This window comes from Colwellia maritima (assembly GCF_022669015.1).
Taxonomy (GTDB): Bacteria; Pseudomonadota; Gammaproteobacteria; order Enterobacterales; family Alteromonadaceae; genus Colwellia; species Colwellia maritima.
The window spans coordinates 235,709-254,335 of the sequence record NZ_JAKKSL010000006.1; the positions used below are offsets into that span (position 1 = coordinate 235,709).

Sequence of the window (18,627 nt, forward strand, 5' to 3'; positions counted from 1 at the left end):
AATGCGTTTCCTAATGAAGAACGCGTGTTAGTAGGCGTATCTCAGTTTCAGTTCATCAGGATAGGGAGATAAATAGGCCTGTTTAGTCAAATATGCTTTGGGGTATTGGAGTAAGTAATGTTTAATCAAGGTTAATGGCGCAATTAACGGAATTAAACCATTACGGTAAGCGTCTATTTGGTTGCATAGTTCTTGCCGCTCATTAGGCTGCAAGTGTTTAGAAAAATAGCCTTGTATATGCGCTAATGTATTGGCATGTTTTTTTCGTGTGGCTTTAATAGATAATGCACTCATTAAGCCAGTAATATATTGCTCAGCCATGTCCTCTAACGGTAGGTCTGCCCTTGCTAATAGTTGCCCTAATTGTTTATAAGCGATGAGATCATGACTCATAACCGTATACTTATATTGGCTATGAAACGTTGTTAATTTATGCTTGGTTAACCCAGATGCCTCAAGATTCTGCCAGTGTTTGTATGCATAAACACGCGCGACAAAATTTTCTCTAATTAACGGATCGTTTAGGCGACCATTTTCCTCACAAGGTAATAACGGATTTTCCGCCATTATTTCACGAGCAAAAACCCCAACCCCATCAGATTTTAAGGCATTACCTTCTGGGCTATATACTTTTACCCGTTCCATACCGCAGCTAGGGCTTTTTGCACAGAAAACATAACCACTTAAGTGCTTAGTCATTTTTGCAATTTTTTTGCCATAAGCTTGCAACGCATCAGTTACATCACCTGTGCCGTCAGAACGAGATACGCTGATCACATCTGCTTTTTTTATTTGACGAATAGTTGGTCTGGGTATGGGTAAACCAATCGCAACTTCAGGACAAAACGTTTTATAAGTTACGTGTTGCCCAAATTCATGAATACAAAAATTAGACGGCTTATTACTGCCATCAAATCTTACTTTTTCACCAACCAAACACGCACTAATACCAATAGAAAGATCTTTTTTATCAACAGAATGAATCATGATTATTGCCTTATATCGAACACGCCACTTAGTAAATAAACGCAGCGATGGGATTAAGTAGTTTATTGATACCTTGAGTGAAACGTAATGCGTCATTAGCAACGGTATAGCATAAGCACCCTTCTTCAGAAATAGGATGATGTTGGTGACTTGCATCAAGCATAATGAAATCGCCTTTGACATACTCCCCTTGCTCATCATGAAAAGAACCTTCTAATAACAAGGTCAATTCAAAGCCTTTGTGGGTATGTTCAGGTACACCACCGCCAGGTTGAATTTGAAGCAAACTGGTGTGAATTTCGTTTTCATTTAACTGAATTCGAGCACGGGCCAGTTTACCGATATTGGCAGTTTTCCCCAACGGCATATTGTGTAAAGCATGAGGCAATGTATATGGCTTATTATTAAACACCACTGTTTTGTCAGCAATAACCTGGGTGTGACTGAGCTCATCCGTTTGGGTGATTTGTTCTATCATGTCTTCAAAGCACATTGCCTCTTCTTGCTCAGCAACGATAAACCTATCGAGAAAGGCTTCTTCAAAACTTGCTTCAGCCACTTGCTCTGTTAACTGGGCAATGGTTTGTTGGCATTTAGAACACATATCAGCATGAATGGCGATACCTGCAGATAACGAAGCGGGTAAGTCACCATCAACAAAGGATTGAATTAATTCAAATTTAGGGTGATGTTTAATCATGTTTATCTCCTAACTGCACTTTGAGTTTAGCCAAAGCCAAACGCAAACGAGATTTTATCGTCCCGCCGGTAAATCTAGATGGGTAGCCAATTGCTCTTGTGACATCTCCATAAAGTAAAAGCCTTTTACTACTTGCTGCTGTACTTCTGATAACGATTCAATAACCGTTAATAATTGTTTGTTTTCAAGATGATCATCAAACGCTTCATCCTCATGAGACATACTTTCAGCTATTGGCCAAATATCATCACTGAGGTTGTCTTCTTTATTGCCTTTAATTTTACGTAGCATATCAAAGGTGACATTACGCATGACGGTATATACCCAAGTAGTGGCTGCACCCTTGTTTTCGTTAAAAAGATGGGCTTTACGCCAAACATTACTCATGGTTTCTTGCACCACTTCCTTAGCTTGAGCTTCATTGGGAAATTTATTACGTGCAATATGTTGAATTTTAGGCGCAAAGAACTGAAACAAATGGGTAAATGCTTTTTTATCTCTCGACGTAGCAACCTCATTAAGCCATTGACAAAGCTGAGGATGATCTATTTTATCTGACATGCTACTAGGTTTAGCATTTGCCACTTTGCTTAGCAAGTTTGTTTGCATGACTTTTATCACCGAATACTGCATTGAATCATACAAGCCAATACGCACGCGGTTTAAAAAAGATCACTTTTATTTATTTTATTTATTTTATTTATTTTATTTATCAATGATTGACTGAACAAAGTCTTTAGCTTCTTCAAAATTATGAGTTTCTACAAAGCTATTCTTCACAAGTAAGCTAATAGGTAATAACTCTAACCACCTAGCAATAACCCAATTAAGACTATCAGTATGCTTTTCTGGATAAAGCGCATTTAACTGGGGAGTATTTTCAAAAACGTCTGCTATCGATTGAGACAAGGCATGACTTGGCATATTAACCAACACCTGAGACCAATGAGAGATCTCAATTACCTGACCAAAATACGCGTTATTGCTGTCTTTATCTAATGATAAAATTTCTACTAGCGCTTTGCATTTTACATCAACTTCTAAAATGCCATCATCACCCTGCCCAAAGTCAACTATCTCTACCCAACTCCCCCAATTTAATTCAAGAAACGGTTCTTCTTTCGTTTGCATCCAAAGCACAAATCCTTGCCCTTGAATTGCCCTTTTTATCATTTTTATATAACGCGGTTCAAAAATTCTTAACCGAGCTATTCCTTGCGGCAACAAAAACACTGGCAATGGAAAAATAGGTAACATTAAATTTAAATGTTTCATGACTAAACCACTTCTTTCAAATCACAGGTTTTACTCGGGTGTGCTTTATCAAAAAACAGGGTGATTTCTGCTGCTTTTACGCCAAGTTTATTCATGGTCGTTTTATTAAAAACACGATGTTCATCAAGTTGGTACATCCAGTCGTCCATAGTAAATTGATACGTGTTTTCATCTACTGGTACTAATAATTGATATTGCCATTGAAAGGCGAAGCCTGATTGTTTTCCGTGAGCTATACCAACCACATCCGCTGCGGTGCCAGTATACTCATCATTCTCTAACTTAGTTAATTGCCAAGTTCTATAACTTACTTCACCATCTTTAAAATAAAAAACTTCGGCAAGCTCTCCCTGATCACCTGTCCAGGTACCCGTTAATTCGACACAAAAACGTCTTGTCACTTGGTTCGTATAATCTTGTACCATTCCCCACGCAATTAACTCACCTGCAAAGTAGCGTTTAATATCAAATTTAGGATTATTCTCTTCATAATCACTCAGCTTAGTGCTACAACTTGTGATTAATATAGCTACAACGCTGAGCGATATTAACTTGACGATATTGAACTTCATTTTAGTTCTCCTAGTAGTTCTTTTCTCAGTTTGGTCTGGCTAGTATTTGGAGACAGCCAAATATCTAAAAATAATTTGCTAAAATTTACCTCTTCAATCTGCCCTACTTTCATTTGATTAAAATAGAAAACTGATTGTTGATTTTGCACTAACAAGGTCAACTTATCTCCCGATGAAATATCTGGCCAAATTGTTTTTAATGCCGGGAGAAACTTGCTGTAAACTAATTCAGGAACCTTTAAATGTTCCCATTGCTGTATCGTTCTTTCGAGTAAATCCTCTGCGGTAATATCTTTTAAGTACTCTATTTCAAAAAGCAGAGATTCTGGCGAATTATTGTATAAATAGTTCCCTGTTTTGGTATAAAGCGTACTGTTATAAATATCCCAAAATAATACTGAAAATTTGGCCTTACCTACCGTTTTTAAGTTGAGCTGTTTAAAATCGTCAGGTAAAACTGTTAGCGTTAAATTATTTTTATCTGTTGCTTGTGCTGCATTGCTTGAGAAAGTGATGATATTTAGAAATAAAATAATCAGTAAAAAAGCGTTAATCATAAGTAACATCCTGAGAGTAAACCCACTTTTGTAAATAAAAAAACAGTATGATTAATGCCGACCAAATAGGCGCAAGAATTAAAAAAGTGATTAGTTGGCTATGCCCCAACTCAATAGGTGACAATGCGGCACCCCGACCAGATAGCTTAATGGCGGAAATATATAACCAACATAAAATTGTATTACCTTAGACCCTGCTAAAAATTTCAAACTGTGTGCTATAGTTGCGGCAAAAGCAGCCCATAACATAATCAACCAAAAGGGGATAAATCGGTATTCGTTAAACAAAAATACATCGAAAAAAAACAAGGTTGAATCAACCATGGTGCCTATAAAAGTCACTATGACAATGAGTTTAAATTCAGCTCTGCGTTTTTTGCAATAAAACAGATGTAATCCTAGCAACAGCAAAACCACTGGAATAAAACGATCCCCTATGAGTACGAGACCAAACCAAGCAATGTTAAAACCGACAATATTAAGCAACATAATTTAGCAACACAGTGATAATAATTGATAACTGTTATGCCAATACGTTTGAAAACTCAAAATAGATTAGTCATTGATGATATTTAATCTGAGATTGATTCAAGACATAATTAACCTGCTGAAAAACAAACATTAAAATTATTTTTAACTTCTAGCTTGATAGTTTTACTACTTTAGTCCGCAAAAAATAAGCAAGGCAAATTTACGCGTCAATAAGGAGCTATTGCAAGTGAATTTAACGAAGAAGTTAGTAAAAATAGCTGCTAGAAGAACATTGATTAAGCCAAGCTGAGGTTATTTACTTACAAAAGGAGTCGTAGTATTTATGTATAACGATGGGTTTTCTGTGGATGCACTTAATCAAGTGAGAAATGAGATCACAAAAGCTGATTTAATTTATAAGGCACATTGATTAACGTGATTTTTTCCTTCAATATTTTGGCTCTAATATTTTGGATAAATTTTATTTCTACCCGAATTTTTCGCTTGATATAGATACTTATCCGCACTATTGACTATTTCATCTATAGTACGATTACCATTAGATTGCTCTATCCCCATACTCACCGTCACACTAATGCTTTCCCCTTCAAAATCTACAAAGTTATTTTGTACATTACGTTGTATTTTTTCAGCTAGCGGTAGGCATTTTCTGCAAGTGTTCCTGGCAAAATAAATAAAAATTCTTCCCCACCCCGCGCAACACAATCTTGTTCTCTTATATTCTGGGTAAATATTTTTGCCAGTTCTATTAAGACAGCATCACCTGCATTATGCCCATATAAGTCATTAATTTTTTTGAAATAATCAACATCACACAAGATAACAGATAACGCTTCCTTACTGCGTATTGCTCGCGATTGCTCACGTTTTAGAATGGAAAGTGCATCACGGCGATTCGACAATTGAGTTAACGAATCCATATGAGCAAGCTGTTGATACTTTTGACTTAATTCAAGCGTATAATGATATGCTCTGTCCCTCGAATACTCATACAATGCAGACAAAAATGTGACCGTTAGAAAGGAGTAAATTAGTCGTAATTTGAACTCAAGGCTGTATTGTGCATGAGGAACAAAATCGGTTGGTACAAACATGATAACTGCACAAGCCGCGATAAATAAGATGGTTTCAACGAGACCACGCTTTAGACCGTGAAAAAATAGAGAAACAGGCGGTACAACATAGATCCATAACGGCCCTGTATTTTCAACACCACCTGTAAACACTAAATAAAGCATTAAAAAAGATAGCGAATACAAGCTAATTGCCGAACTTAAAGCAATATTGTGATATTTATTAAAGACATAAAAAGCAATAAAAAAAACACAACTAACGAAAAGCAAAGTAGTTGCCAAAATATAAGTTTGATTTACAAGGGCAATCCCCCCCATCAAACCTGTAATAACAAAGCCGACTAGGGCAAAAAAAGACACTACTTGTGGTGGTTGATACTCTTCATTTTCTAGGGTGTTTTTATTAGGTTGTACGTCCAAAAAATCTACCTTATGGGAAGGATGTAAAATATATTCAATGCATTTAGCATATCAGATTTTTCAATAAGATTGTATCACTCAGCTTTAATTATATGATTATAAAGCAAACAAGTTGGTATTACCTGATACGAGCCTAACATAAAGCTCTCCTGTGTTCATTAGTGCTTATCGGCTAGCCATTAAACATAACTAAAAATACACCCTATAACCATGTTACAGGGTGTATTTACTTAATCTATAACCTATTTCAGCAATCCGCTTAAAAGTGATAGCTCAAGGCAACAGCAATATTATTAACATCATTAATTGATAAGTTATACCGCGTCGCTTTGATACTTAATTGCGTGTGTTCGCTTAATTTATATCCTAGTTGCAGTAAATAAAACACATCAACATCGCTGTCGTTTAACTCAATAACGCTCTCGCTTCTATCACTAGTGTAATCTAGATCCCAAGCAAGTAAGCCTAGGCCAAACGAGATATTAATCGCCTCTTTTTGCCATAAGTTATACTGACTTTGCAAACTAAAACCATCAACTAATTTAGGGGCACTTTCAGCTAACCCTTGATGAAATGAAGCGGGATCCAATACCTTACCAGTATAACTAGCAGAAGCTTCACCTAAATTTTCATAGCTTAAGATAAACGCGAAATCACCATACTCCAGGCCACCACCAAGACTATAACTGGTGTCTTTATCGTCCCAAGATAGTGCCTCTACTTCAGTAATATTAGGTTGATTAGCCTTCGCACTACTTTGCCCTGCACTCGCAGTTACAAACCAATCAAATTCTGTCGCATTCACGTTAGCACTGCTAACCATAGCAATAAGCGCAGCCAATAATAACGACGAGTTGCGTGCATGTTTTTTATATGTACGATACGACACAACTAATCCTAATAAGCCAAAGAACAACATTCCCATGCTTCCACCACCGCTAGATTTATTAGTCACGGTAGCCGCTTGATAGGCGACTACGGTTACTTCAACTTGAGCGGTTGCTTCGTCTCCTTCGCCATCGTCAACTGTATAGCTGATGATAGCCGTACCAGAAAAACCGACCGTTGGCGTATAAGTCAAGGTGCTATCGTCATTGATGTTAACAGTACCATTATCCACCGTTGCGGTGACACTAAGCTCATCTTCATCTGTATCGCTATCATTAGCTAATACATCAATAGTGATTGCCCTTCGGTCATCAGTATTAGCAATATCATCAACTGCTTGAGGTGCTTCGTTTGCATACACAGTAATATTAACTTGCGCACTACTTGTACCGCCTTTACCATCTGAAACACTATATATAATGGTATCTTCGCCAACAAAATCAGCTTTCGTGATGTAACTTAATTGATTATCACTCTCAATAGTGACCGTACCAAAGGTGGCTGTTGCCACGCCAATACTAAGGCTGTCTCCATCGGCATCGGTGTCGTTTATCAGCACATCGATCAATAAAGTATCATCACGTTTAACACGCGCGTCATCTGTCATTGCTACTGGCATAGTATTATCTGTGACTATTACAGAAACACCTCCTGGGTCAACAATAGTGCCATTAGCAAGATTATCATTATCATTAGCACCGCCATCTTCAATGGTTAATTGTACACACCAATGTCCTTCAGTTAGTCCTGGCGTCCATTGTGTACTTGTTGGAGGAGGACAATAGCCTTGCTCACCTGCTGTTGAATGCAATTGGTTATTAACATCTTCAACAAACGTACTCCACCCTAAATTGTCGCTATATTTACGATAAACCGCTTCTCCGAATTGGCTGTCTTTGAGGAAGTACCACTTTATAGTTTTGCCCTACTTCCGGTAGACCTGTCACAATAAAATCAAAAATACCGCCAATTATCACCGCTTGCTCGTCGCTACCAACACTGCGCGCAATATCGTCATTAGTTAACTGCAGACCTCCTGTTTCTCCACCGACTAAAGTATTGCCTTTACGTAAACAAACACCCGGTTCCCCCTCAATTAAAAAGCCATTTTGTACTGAAAGCTGTTCAGGCATTACGTTACATTCTGCAATAGCATCTAGATAATCAGGAATACCATCTTGATCACTATCACCGTAACCCTCTTCGCTGTCAGGGATCATGTCGCCATCAGTATCATCGTCGGTTAACACAGCTAGTGTAGTTAATACTTCTAAATAAAGTGTTTGAGTATTGCTTAAACTCCCTACACCATCATCTGTAGCCGTTAAACTTATACCGTATATTCCTGAGGCTAAGTTTTGTGGTGCTAATGTTACGCTGTTATCACTGTTTTCGGTGATATTAAGTTGTGCATCATATGTCCATTGTAAGGTGACATTATCACCATTAATGTCGTTAACCTTCGAAGTAATGTTTACATCACCATCACCAGGAATGATTACTTGACGGTTTTCACCATTTTGACTTGCACTTAATGCTATTGCCGGAGCAAAGTTTTGCTCTGTAATAATAATATGATGTTTATCATTACTACTAACATTATTCGCGGTTAAGGTAAGCGTTAACGTTTCATCTTCTTCCGCTATATCATCTTTAAGAATATCAATGGTGAACGAGGTTTGTGTGCCTGAGCTAATGATAACCTCAGTAGTACTAATGCTGTAATCTGTGCTCGTTGCATCACCACTTAAACTCAGTGACACAGCAACGGGATAACTTGGTGCTTCACCATTTAAAATGACTTGTACTGACGCGGTTTCACCTTCAATTACCGTTTGATCTTTACTTAGTGAAACTAATGGGTGCACTATCACTTTTTGGCTAGCAATGCTCACTAACCCTGAATCAGGATCAGTGGCTTGCCAGTAAGCAACATTATTACCAGGTCTAAATAATGGTTTACCATCGACTAAGGAAATAGGTAACGACTTACCTTGGCTATTAACAGCAGTAGCCGTGCCTAAATCCACTTTGGTATAAAGACCCGTTGCATTTACTTCTACCGTATCAGGCACTGTAATTACAGGAGCTGTTTCGTCTGAATCACCTTCGATGGTTAATGATACTGTTGTATCTGCATAGGCTTGATTACCATCCGTAATGGTATAAGTAAGTTGTAAGCTACCCACAAAGCCTGCTGCAGAGGTAAAGGTGATGGTTGTACCATCGGTGGTAACGTTACCAATGCTAGCCTGTGCGCCAGTAATGCTTAAGGTGTCATCATCATCATCGCTGTCGTTGTTAAGCACAGGTAATTGATAAGTATTGTTTGTGCTTATTGGTAAGGTGATACTGTCAGCAACTGCAATGGGTGCATCATTCACATTCACAACGGTGATCGTGAATGCCGCTAAACTGGCGCTCGCATTTTCACTGTCTTTTACACTGATAACAATACCCGAGGTTGCCCCTACATTGCTATGACCAGGTATACCCGTTAATGAACCTGTTGCTGCATTAAAGGTTGCTTGACTAGGTTTATTGATAATGCTAAAGGTTTGAGTATCATTTGCATCAATATCAAAAACCGTTGGTGTAAAGCCGTAGTTTTCTCCTTGATCAACGGTAATACTTGGCTCACCACTAATTATTGGTGCATCGTTAACATTCGATACCGTAATATCAAAGCTCGCAATACTATGTGTTGCGCCGAGCGCCATCGGTTACCGTAATAATTATACCTGTTGTTGTACCTACATCACTTGATGTTGGTATACCCGTTAATTCGCCTGTCGCCGTATTAAAGGTTGCCCAACTGGGTTTATTGGTAATGCTAAAAGTTTTAGTGTCATTTGCATCTTCATCTGTTGCGGTCAAGGTAAACTTATAGCTTCCCCCTTGAGCAACGGTTGTGATTGGTTCACCACTTAACACGGGGGCATCGTTGGTGTTTGAAACGGTTATACTAAACGACGGTAAACTTGTTGTAGCATTAGCGCTGTCTCTTACACGAATGATAATACCAGAGCTTATACCAACATCGCTATTTTTCGGCGTACCAGACAACTTACCTGTCGTTGTGCTAAACGTTGCCCAACTCGGTTTATTTAATATGCTAAAGGTTTTAGTATCGCCTTCATCAGCATCAAATACGTTTGGTGTGAAGCTATAATTTGCGTCTTCTGCCACTGTTTTTGCAGGATTACCACTAATCACTGGCGCCTGATTAGCTTCAAGTACTTGTATTTCTACTTGGTAAGTTTGTGCTGCATTCAATGTATCGGTTACTGTGACGATGAGTTGATAACGGTTATCTTCATCACTATCTAACGGGTTTGCATAATCTGCAAATTTATTGTCTATAAAGGTCAACTCACCAGTGGCATTATCTAGGGTGAATAAACCTGAATCGATACCGGCTACGGTAAAAGTGACTAAGCTATCATCACCATCAATATCGGTGGCAGTAAAATCAAAGAATAACGAACTATTATCCGTACTTTCAATCGTAGTAAAGGTGTAGGTTGTCCCAAGCTGACTCACACTCGCTTTATTGTTTTGATTCGTATCAAGGTAGGCAACATTCGGCTTGTTATCAGCATCAAACGATAAGCTGACCTGCTCGCCTGCTACAAAGTCTGCCTGACTTACTGTATTCGACTTCCGTTTTCAAACGACATAACCGTAATTGTATCACTACCATCACCTCCTTCGTTGGCAGAAAAGGCAACATATGGCTTATTATTCTCATCAAGTTTCAGATCAAAACTGCTGATACCATAGCTTGAATAATTAGTGAACTCTTCGCCACCAATATGTGTCCATACGTCAATCTCGCTATCGTAAGACAAAACATTTAAATTTTGCGCTGAGCCATTATAGGTAGTGTAGGCATAATAAAGATAATCATAAGAATCCATTGCTAACTTCGCATCAGAAGGAGCACTAGCACAAGGAACAGCTATGATAAGAACACCACTATCATCAGTAAGTCCTGCTCCGCAAGAATCAAAAGACTGGTAATAACCGACAAATGGATCATCAAGGCTACCAAAATCAAGATTGATAGCTGAGATAGGGTCATCAGTGAATCGAGTTGAATTCATTTCCTCAAACTCGCCTTCTCCCATCTTCATAACGGTCGCTTTATTTTCACCATTGTGCTCGTCACGAAAAGCAATATAAGGTATGTCGTTACTATTAAAACCTAATGACAATGATGAAACTGCACCATCAGAAAAGCCTTCATCAACCATAAACCAAGTATCGTTTTCAAAAACAATTACCGTTGCTTTGTCTGCTTGTGAACTATCACTATAACCGACAAGTACTCCGCCTGAGTCGTTAATTGCCATGGCCAGTTCAGACACTTCAATATCAGATACCGCGCTGACATTACCCACGGCTTGCCAACTACCATTAATAAAGGCATCAACACTCAACTTATTGTCAGCATTTTTATAAGCTACATATTTAGTACCATCAGGTGCAATGTCAAACACCATTGCTGCATTTTCATTTGTTGGTAAAGTGTTAGTAAAACCAAAGCATTACCTACATTAACTTGACCTGAAGTAGTAGATGTATCAGTAGTATTTAATTCAGGTTGTTGGTTAGGTGTTATTTCAAAACGGTTAATTGTCAAGACGGTACTAACATTACCCGCACTGTCTGTTACCGTCACAGTACAATCACTATATGTACCTAAACTTAATCCGGTTGAATTATCTGCAGCAGTTAAGGTAATGGTATTATTACCTGCTATTACAGTATTAGCACTACTGGTACCGCATGCTCCTCCCACTGTAAAAGTGCCTACTTCATTTGATATAAAAGTATAGCTTGGCATAGGGTTAGGCCCTGATGCTGTTACTGGCGTACCTTCTGAAACGGTATTTGGTGTAGTTTCATTATTAAAGTTTATTGCTACACCTGTATTAGCAGCAACACTGTCCGTCACATTAGCAGCAGTGTAGGTGGCAAAAGCAGCATCTAAAAAAGTAATTTTTAATTCAGCAACGGAATCAATCGCTTCATGTGTAGTGGCAGCTCCCGCTAATGTTAGTGTGGCAATTAAACCATCTGAAGCAACAGCAATAGACGAGGTTAATCCTGCGGGTTTATTAGGAAGTGTATAGTGTGTTCCTTCAACTAAAGTACTATTGGTATTGACAAAGGTATCACCAGTCAGACTTATTGAGACAGAACTTGTTGAAATAGTACCATTATTAGCAGCCGTTTCTGTCCAATTAATACTTTCATTATGAGCAAACTTTTTAATGGTATTGCCTAGTCTATCGACAAAATACAAATTATTAAGGTTATCAAACTCGACATCATATGCACCTAAAACTTCACCCGCGAGATTTAACATTTTATTGCTATACGTTGCGGTACTTAAATCAAATGGGGTAGATAAGCTATATTGAAAGCTATTGGTTATACCTTCATCATCATTAGTCACTAATAATACGGTGCCATCGGTATTAAAAGATCCCCCTGAAAATTTAGTGACTTCATTTGAAAGATCTAATGATTGATTATCATCTGACGCTGTGGTGATATCAAATGGTGTACTTAAGGTAAAGGAGTGAAGACTCGTACCCCCACCAACAAAAAGCTTACTGCCATCACTATTAAACGCTAAAAACTTATAAACATTCTTACTGGAAACGTCCAAGCTATTGTTACTGTAACTTGCCGTACTTAAATCAAAAGCCGTGGTCAAATTATATTGATAAACTGTTTTTTCATACGTTAATAAATAAAGCTGAGAGCCATCTGAGTTGAATGTCAATGCCATACTATTACCCTGATCACTCACATCAAGTGATTTATCGGCATAATGAATAGTAGACAATTTATAAGGCGTGCTTAGCGAAAACTCCAGAATACGTTCTGATTGGCTATCAACTAAAAAAAACTTACTCCCATCATTATTCCAATCCAAGTCATATCCATAAGTCGTTAGCTCGCTAAAGTCATAGCTTTCGTCTGTGTAGGACATCTTACTCACATCGACAGGTGTTATTTGCGAATAAGTTATTCTAGGCCACCCACTTACGGTTATCCCGGTTGTTGTTATGGCAATATCGGTGGCATTATCAGCACCTAAATTCCAATTGTCCGCCACTGCAACATTGTAAGTAGTGTTATCGTTTGCGTTTATGCCATTACTGTTTAATAAAAGATTCACCGCAGCCTTATCGGTTGCACTCAATATGAGTGTAAAACTGGTAGCAGAGCTAATTTCTACATCGCTTGTATCCGTTAATGTATAGCTTCCTCCAGATTCGCCAGTAAAGGTAAAAGCAGAAGCGTCAATGTCGTTATTTGCACCTGCAAAAGCAAAAAAGTTAGTACCTGTAACGGTTAAGGTGGCTGTTGAAGCATTATAAACTGGCGTAATAGTTGGGGAAAAAACAGGAGTTAAATTGATATCATCAATAAAAATACTAACAATATCAGTTGAAAAATTAATTATTCTAAACTCATCAACCGAATTAAATTCTACTATATCAATAAAGTTGAGGTCTCTTCCTCCGATTGAGTGGGAAAACGATTTGACAGCTCCTGCTACGGGGTTACCATTTTTATACCCCACAACATCAAAATTAACATTTTCATTGGTATAAATATAAATTGAATTTAAGAAAAACTCAGAGCCATCATTTGAAGACACTCCAACGCTTACTATTTGATTTGTAGCACCGTTATCTTGAAATGCGATTGAATCTGTATTATTTGTTGTATAAATATCATTCCATAATTGAATAGCTGTATCAGACTCGCCATCACCAGTAGCAGTTACATCCCAACCAGTGCCTAATATGTTATTAAAACTCACAGTAGGATTACCATTGGCATATGAAAAATTATGCTCTGCAATTAAATCGTTAAAAGTAGTAATAGTAGTTGGGGCTCCGGCTATAGCTGCTACAGTGAAAAGCGATGTAAATATAGATACTAATATTTTTGTATAAAATATAGGTGAATAACGCTCAATTTTACCTTTCAAGTTTTTCATATTAACCATATTAACCCTTTATTATATTTTTAACCCTTCTGTTCTGTATGTCTTTACAGAAGGACGATTTATCTAAATTGAGAATAATAGATTATATAAAAACTTACTATTTTGAGTGTGACCTTGTGTGACACCCTGAATTCATTTAGTTTGATTTACCTCAATACCTTATGTGACAATGGCTTGCGTTTTTTAACTATTTATTAAGCACTATGTTAGACCTTCAAACACTGAGTTTTTCTTCTGTACTCGCTGCACTAATCAGTGCCGCTTTTTTCATATTTGCTTGGTTTATAAATAAAAAATCGCCTGGTATTAATTTATGGCTTGCCGCAATGCTGATGCAACCTTTAGGATGGTTATTACTTTCTTTAAGATCACACATTTCAGTTCATCTAAGTATTTTTGTAGCTAATGTTTTATTAATTTTATCCATGTTGTTATTTTTACTAGGTGGTGAACTTTTTTAAATTTGAAGTCTGAAAACACAAAAAGCATTGTTATTTTACTCTTATTATTTTGTCCTATCTTCGCTTACTTTACCTATATGTCGCCCAATATTATTGTACGAATTTTCTTAGTTCACTGTACTAGTGCAGCATTTATGGTTGCCTGTCTTTACAGTTTTGTTTCGCTTAACAAAAAACAACGCACCGTAGGTGGCACACTTTTCTGTGCAATTTGTACGTTAATTTTACTGTTTAATTTATTCAGAATATTTACTGCTGTGTTTTTTGAACAAGCGAATGGGTTATTTGATGTTGCATTAACTAACTTTCTCAACCCATTATTTGGTTTTATTATTCCATATGGGTTAACACTCAGTATTTTTCTCTTATGTAATGAAAGACAATTGCTAGCAATAAAAGCATTAGAACGAAAAGCAAACGAAGATGCTCAAGTCAAACAACGTTATCTAGCCACGTTAAGTCATGAATTAAGAACACCATTAAATGGCATGATAGGTAAAGCGCAATTAATGCGACCGCAATTAACGTCTGAACAATTAAAACAAGATTGCGATGTTATTATTGACGCGGGTCAAGCACTGTCACAATTAACCAATGACGTTTTAGAATTCACCTTACTGGAGCAAGAAAATCTTACACCGGTAAATACTGAATTAACCCCTTACTTACAAAATATTATTGAATTATTAAAACCGTTAGCAATACAGAAAAACATTAAGCTGACCTTAACCGCCAATATTGACTTTAACGTATTGATTGAGCCAAACAAAATAAGACAAGTACTGATAAATTTACTGGGAAATGCTATTAAATTTACCTATCAGGGCGAAGTTAATTTAACTATTCATGTAGAGAAAGAGATAAAAAACACGGCTATCCTAACCTTTATTATTAAAGACACAGGAATAGGAATTTCACAGGAAAAGTCAAAACCGTCACCGTTACTTAAGACACCTAATACCCAACAAAACATTCACGAATATGATAATCAAAAAGGCTACGGATTAGGGCTTTCCTTGTGCGAACAGCTACTAAAAAGCATGGACAGCCATCTTGACTATAGCAGTACAAAAAACGAAGGTAGCACCTTTTATTTTTCTATTAAATCACAGATATCGCCAGTGTCACCAACAAGCAAAATATCGTTAACAAACAAAATTGAAACAACCAACCCTGTCCCACCATTAAATGTGCTTTTGGTAGAAGACATTAAGCTCAACCAAGATATTGCCAAAGCAATGCTTGAAAAAGACCTGACATAAAGTGAGTATTGCAAATACAGGAAACGAGGCAATTAACAGGGCGAGCTCCCAGATTTTTGATATTATTTTTCTTGATATGCAGCTGCCAGATCATCACGGTTTAGAAGTACTAAAAAAGATAAAACAGTTACCTAGTTTAAACATTAGTACGCCTGTTATTGCGTTAACTGCCACTATCACTGCTTACGATCTTAATTTATATGAAAAAGCGAATATTTTCGGTTTAATTGAAAAACCTATTTTGTTGCCCAAATTAAGAGAAACTATTTCACACTGTTACGAGTGCCAAGGAGAATATAAAAAAATATTTAACCAAAATGAAATGGCTAATAATACATTTGAAGAAATAACTAAACAGCCTATTTTTAATGAGCAGCAACTCACTTTTTTATTAGATAATTTATCTTCAGAGCAATTCACACAAGCCTTACATGAGGCACCTGACAATAGTAAGTTATACGCAGAAAACGCGTATAAAAGTAAGGATTATCAAAGCCAGGCTGCCTGGCTACATAAACTAGCAGGATATAGCGGCCAATTAGGTTTAGAACGGTTATCAAAACAAGCCATTACTTTAGAAAAAAAGTAAAAAAGCAATGTTTAATATCTATTGATGCCAATGAAAAATTTGAGCTAAATGAGTTAATTACAGAGAGTACCAATGCTCTAGTCTTGTATTCAAATAACAAATGCTTAAAATAACTGCTATAACATTCAGACTTGGCTAGCCAACAAATATCCTTGCCCTCGGCCGGGTAATGATATATTCCGCTTTTCCACCCACTTTATTTAATTTGATTCTTAATCGGCTAACTAGTTTATCCACAGTTCGGCTACAGGCGTTATCAGAAGCCTGGTAAACCGAATTAATAATTTTTTGTTTACTGCAAACACTCCCCTGTCGGCCAATTAATAACAATAATAATTGATGTTCTGTACTCCCAAGCTCTACCCCTTCATTTTGATACGATAACACTCTAGTTTCTGGATTAAGTCGAAAATGTAAAAATGAAATACTCATACTTACATCTTCAGTTAATAAGGGTTTTACACGTGATAACAGTTTTTCAGTACGTAATAGTAACTCAGTTGAATCAATGGGCTTTACAATGTAATCATCTACACCTAGCCGTAATCCTCTAATTTTATCTTCTAGGGCACCATTAACAGAAATAAATATTTTACCTAGGTTGGGTTTATTCTTTAATGATTCGATCAATTCATAACCATTTTTATCTGGCATGAAGATATCCGTAACAACAATATCAACAGGCGCTTGTTGGTTGCGTTCACATTGCCCAATAAATTCAACAACGCCTTGGGCACAATCAAAAGCTGTTGTGAGGTAATTATTTTTTTGATAACAATTTACAATGGCTTTTCTTAATATTATATCGTCTTCAACAACAACAATATGACCTTTATAATTCAATGCATACACCCTTTTTAAATACGACTGAGCTCATAGTAATTTAACTATGCTACCGCTGTTTACTGTTAATTATAATCTTTATCAAAGTTATTGGGAACTTCAATATCAACAATCTACCCTTATAACCCCATGATTCCCCTTCAAAAAGTGTTTTTTGATAATGATGAACGCTCCCTCTTTTACGACATGCTATACATGCTATACATGCTATAAAAAAATTATAAAAAAATATAACAAATACTCGCAGAGCAAGCTATTATTAAAATAGCGCAGGGACAAGAACCACCGACGGGTCAAAAATAATTGAGATCTTGGTATAAAAGAAGTCACGGAAAAATTAAGTAAAGACACCTCCAGTTTTTAAACTGGATTTACTACTTTGATAGACAATCAATAGGTTTATTACTTAATAAGGCACTTATCATTATGTTTAAATTCAATACGCTGAAAAATAAATTTACTTCAGCGTTTATCCTTTTAGGGTTAATTCCCGCCATTATTATTAGCGTAATATCAACAATGAATAGCTCTAGTGATATTTCTACTAAGGTCTACAATCAATTAACGTCAATAAATCAAATAAAAAAACAAACAGTTACAAAGTATTTTGAAGAACGTAAAGGCGACATGGGCGTGCTCGTCAACATTGCAGACACAATGCAAAACCAGGCGTTTAATCAATTAAATGCGATAAACACGCTGAAAAAGAAGCAAATTGAAGATTACTTTACAAACAACAATATTCAATTAGAAATGCTAGCCAATAATAGTAAATTACAAAATGCTATTAACGTGTTAACTAGTGAATTTTCAAATAAAGCCAAATGGCGATCGCTACTAGATCAATACGATACAGAATATAAAGCATTGCTCTCTAATTTTGGTTGGTACGATTTCTTTATTATTAGTGAACGAGGCACCATAATCTACTCTGTCACGAGAGAAAGCGATTTAGGTCAAAAAATATCAAGTGATTTAAAAGGTTCTTCTTTTGAGAAAGCATTTAGCCTAGCGAGTAAATCTGATTCAAACGAAAGTCATTTTGGTGATTTTCGTCCTTATCCACCTAGCAATAACGATCCTGCTGCATTTGCAGTGAAGCCTGTTTTGGTAAATGGGAAACGTATTGGTTTTATTGCTTATCAACAGCCCATAGATAAGCTAAATAACATTTTAGGTAATAGAGAAGGAATGGGAAATACTGGCGAATCGTATCTAGTAGGACAAGACAATTTAATGCGTTCGAATTCTTATCTCAATCCTACACAATACTCGGTAGCCGCTTCTTTTGCACAAGGTAATACAGTAAAAACAACAGCGGTCAACAGCGCCTTAAAAGGTGAAAAAGGTATTCAAGTGATTATGGATTATAACGATAATTCTGTTGTGAGTAATTTCGGAATTATATTCAACTTAATAGCGGCGTCAGATGGGCAATAATTTCTGAAATTGATGTTGAAGAGGCTTTTAAT

The 18,627-nt window shown here is 36.8% G+C and carries 17 protein-coding genes and 1 pseudogene; 3 read left to right on the top strand and 15 right to left on the bottom strand.

All coding sequences use genetic code 11. The features are described from left to right. Window positions 1–27 precede the first annotated feature (27 nt). From L3081_RS23705 to L3081_RS23775, 14 genes and pseudogenes are all read right to left on the bottom strand, one after another. Window positions 28–987, bottom strand: coding sequence for a YbgA family protein (locus L3081_RS23705; RefSeq protein ID WP_242288780.1), 960 nt, complete (start codon window positions 985–987; stop codon window positions 28–30). Between the two features lie 28 nt (window positions 988–1,015). After that, window positions 1,016–1,687: a ChrR family anti-sigma-E factor gene (locus L3081_RS23710; protein WP_242288782.1), complete on the bottom strand. Its 672-nt coding sequence runs from the start codon at window positions 1,685–1,687 to the stop codon at window positions 1,016–1,018. A 54-nt stretch (window positions 1,688–1,741) separates the two neighbouring features. Next, window positions 1,742–2,296 carry a sigma-70 family RNA polymerase sigma factor gene (locus L3081_RS23715; protein ID WP_242288783.1) on the bottom strand — a complete coding sequence of 185 codons (555 nt, stop codon included), beginning with the start codon at window positions 2,294–2,296 and terminating at the stop codon, window positions 1,742–1,744. Window positions 2,297–2,392: 96 nt separating this feature from the next. Next, window positions 2,393–2,962, bottom strand: coding sequence for an LON peptidase substrate-binding domain-containing protein (locus L3081_RS23720; RefSeq protein WP_242288784.1), 570 nt, complete (start codon window positions 2,960–2,962; stop codon window positions 2,393–2,395). A gap of 2 nt (window positions 2,963–2,964) precedes the next feature. Beyond that, window positions 2,965–3,534 carry a DUF3833 domain-containing protein gene (locus tag L3081_RS23725; protein ID WP_242288785.1) on the bottom strand — a complete coding sequence of 190 codons (570 nt, stop codon included), beginning with the start codon at window positions 3,532–3,534 and terminating at the stop codon, window positions 2,965–2,967. Beyond that, complete coding sequence (locus L3081_RS23730) at window positions 3,531–4,091, bottom strand: chalcone isomerase family protein (protein ID WP_242288787.1); 561 nt, start codon at window positions 4,089–4,091, stop codon at window positions 3,531–3,533. The genes L3081_RS23725 and L3081_RS23730 overlap by 4 nt, the downstream gene beginning before the upstream one ends. A 90-nt stretch (window positions 4,092–4,181) precedes the next feature. Continuing rightward, entirely contained in the window at window positions 4,182–4,580 is a 399-nt protein-coding gene (locus L3081_RS23735; RefSeq protein WP_242288789.1) for a DUF2878 domain-containing protein, read from the bottom strand. A gap of 444 nt (window positions 4,581–5,024) precedes the next feature. Further along, window positions 5,025–5,974, bottom strand: a pseudogene (locus L3081_RS23745) (GGDEF domain-containing protein). 361 nt (window positions 5,975–6,335) lie between these two features. After that, a complete protein-coding gene (locus L3081_RS23750) occupies window positions 6,336–7,775 on the bottom strand; it encodes an Ig-like domain-containing protein (RefSeq protein WP_242288795.1) in 1,440 nt (479 codons plus the stop codon). 52 nt (window positions 7,776–7,827) lie between these two features. Beyond that, a complete protein-coding gene (locus L3081_RS23755) occupies window positions 7,828–9,684 on the bottom strand; it encodes an Ig-like domain-containing protein (protein ID WP_242288797.1) in 1,857 nt (618 codons plus the stop codon). Further along, a complete protein-coding gene (locus tag L3081_RS23760; RefSeq protein WP_242288798.1) occupies window positions 9,662–10,507 on the bottom strand; it encodes a cadherin repeat domain-containing protein in 846 nt (281 codons plus the stop codon). The genes L3081_RS23755 and L3081_RS23760 overlap by 23 nt, the downstream gene beginning before the upstream one ends. A 104-nt stretch (window positions 10,508–10,611) precedes the next feature. Beyond that, window positions 10,612–11,469, bottom strand: a complete 858-nt coding sequence (locus L3081_RS23765) for a hypothetical protein (RefSeq protein WP_242288799.1) — start codon at window positions 11,467–11,469, stop codon at window positions 10,612–10,614. After that, window positions 11,430–14,000 carry a hypothetical protein gene (locus tag L3081_RS23770; RefSeq protein ID WP_242288801.1) on the bottom strand — a complete coding sequence of 857 codons (2,571 nt, stop codon included), beginning with the start codon at window positions 13,998–14,000 and terminating at the stop codon, window positions 11,430–11,432. The genes L3081_RS23765 and L3081_RS23770 overlap by 40 nt, the downstream gene beginning before the upstream one ends. Before the next feature lie 214 nt (window positions 14,001–14,214). Beyond that, on the bottom strand, window positions 14,215–14,376 hold the full coding sequence (locus tag L3081_RS23775; RefSeq protein WP_242288803.1) for a hypothetical protein: 162 nt from the start codon (window positions 14,374–14,376) through the stop codon (window positions 14,215–14,217). Window positions 14,377–14,538: 162 nt separating this feature from the next. Here L3081_RS23775 and L3081_RS23780 point away from each other — a divergent pair, with 162 nt between their 5' ends. Continuing rightward, the gene (locus L3081_RS23780) at window positions 14,539–15,723 is read left to right on the top strand and encodes an ATP-binding protein (RefSeq protein ID WP_242288804.1); all 1,185 of its coding nucleotides are present in this window, start codon (window positions 14,539–14,541) and stop codon (window positions 15,721–15,723) included. A 1-nt stretch (window position 15,724) separates the two neighbouring features. Continuing rightward, entirely contained in the window at window positions 15,725–16,312 is a 588-nt protein-coding gene (locus tag L3081_RS23785) for a response regulator (protein WP_242288806.1), read from the top strand. A gap of 135 nt (window positions 16,313–16,447) precedes the next feature. Here the strand turns inward: L3081_RS23785 and L3081_RS23790 are convergent, their stop codons facing one another. Continuing rightward, window positions 16,448–17,155 (bottom strand): response regulator transcription factor, encoded by a 708-nt coding sequence (locus L3081_RS23790; protein ID WP_242288808.1) that lies wholly within the window; start codon window positions 17,153–17,155, stop codon window positions 16,448–16,450. Window positions 17,156–17,581: 426 nt separating this feature from the next. Here L3081_RS23790 and L3081_RS23795 point away from each other — a divergent pair, with 426 nt between their 5' ends. Beyond that, a complete protein-coding gene (locus L3081_RS23795) occupies window positions 17,582–18,595 on the top strand; it encodes a cache domain-containing protein (RefSeq protein WP_242288810.1) in 1,014 nt (337 codons plus the stop codon). Window positions 18,596–18,627 lie beyond the last annotated feature (32 nt).

Coding starts and splice junctions, on each gene's coding strand:
- L3081_RS23765 (WP_242288799.1), bottom strand. CDS start 11,469: ATGGTGTTTGACATTGCACCTGATGGTACTAAATATGTAGCTTATAAA.
- L3081_RS23705 (WP_242288780.1), bottom strand. CDS start 987: ATGATTCATTCTGTTGATAAAAAAGATCTTTCTATTGGTATTAGTGCG.
- L3081_RS23755 (WP_242288797.1), bottom strand. CDS start 9,684: ATGGCGCTCGGCGCAACACATAGTATTGCGAGCTTTGATATTACGGTA.
- L3081_RS23710 (WP_242288782.1), bottom strand. CDS start 1,687: ATGATTAAACATCACCCTAAATTTGAATTAATTCAATCCTTTGTTGAT.
- L3081_RS23720 (WP_242288784.1), bottom strand. CDS start 2,962: ATGAAACATTTAAATTTAATGTTACCTATTTTTCCATTGCCAGTGTTT.
- L3081_RS23715 (WP_242288783.1), bottom strand. CDS start 2,296: ATGCAAACAAACTTGCTAAGCAAAGTGGCAAATGCTAAACCTAGTAGC.
- L3081_RS23725 (WP_242288785.1), bottom strand. CDS start 3,534: ATGAAGTTCAATATCGTCAAGTTAATATCGCTCAGCGTTGTAGCTATA.
- L3081_RS23775 (WP_242288803.1), bottom strand. CDS start 14,376: ATGTGTGATCTTAAAGAAAGTAATAACCATCCTAAAGGTTGCATCAGC.
- L3081_RS23780 (WP_242288804.1), top strand. CDS start 14,539: ATGTCGCCCAATATTATTGTACGAATTTTCTTAGTTCACTGTACTAGT.
- L3081_RS23770 (WP_242288801.1), bottom strand. CDS start 14,000: ATGGTTAATATGAAAAACTTGAAAGGTAAAATTGAGCGTTATTCACCT.
- L3081_RS23730 (WP_242288787.1), bottom strand. CDS start 4,091: ATGATTAACGCTTTTTTACTGATTATTTTATTTCTAAATATCATCACT.
- L3081_RS23795 (WP_242288810.1), top strand. CDS start 17,582: ATGTTTAAATTCAATACGCTGAAAAATAAATTTACTTCAGCGTTTATC.
- L3081_RS23735 (WP_242288789.1), bottom strand. CDS start 4,580: ATGTTGCTTAATATTGTCGGTTTTAACATTGCTTGGTTTGGTCTCGTA.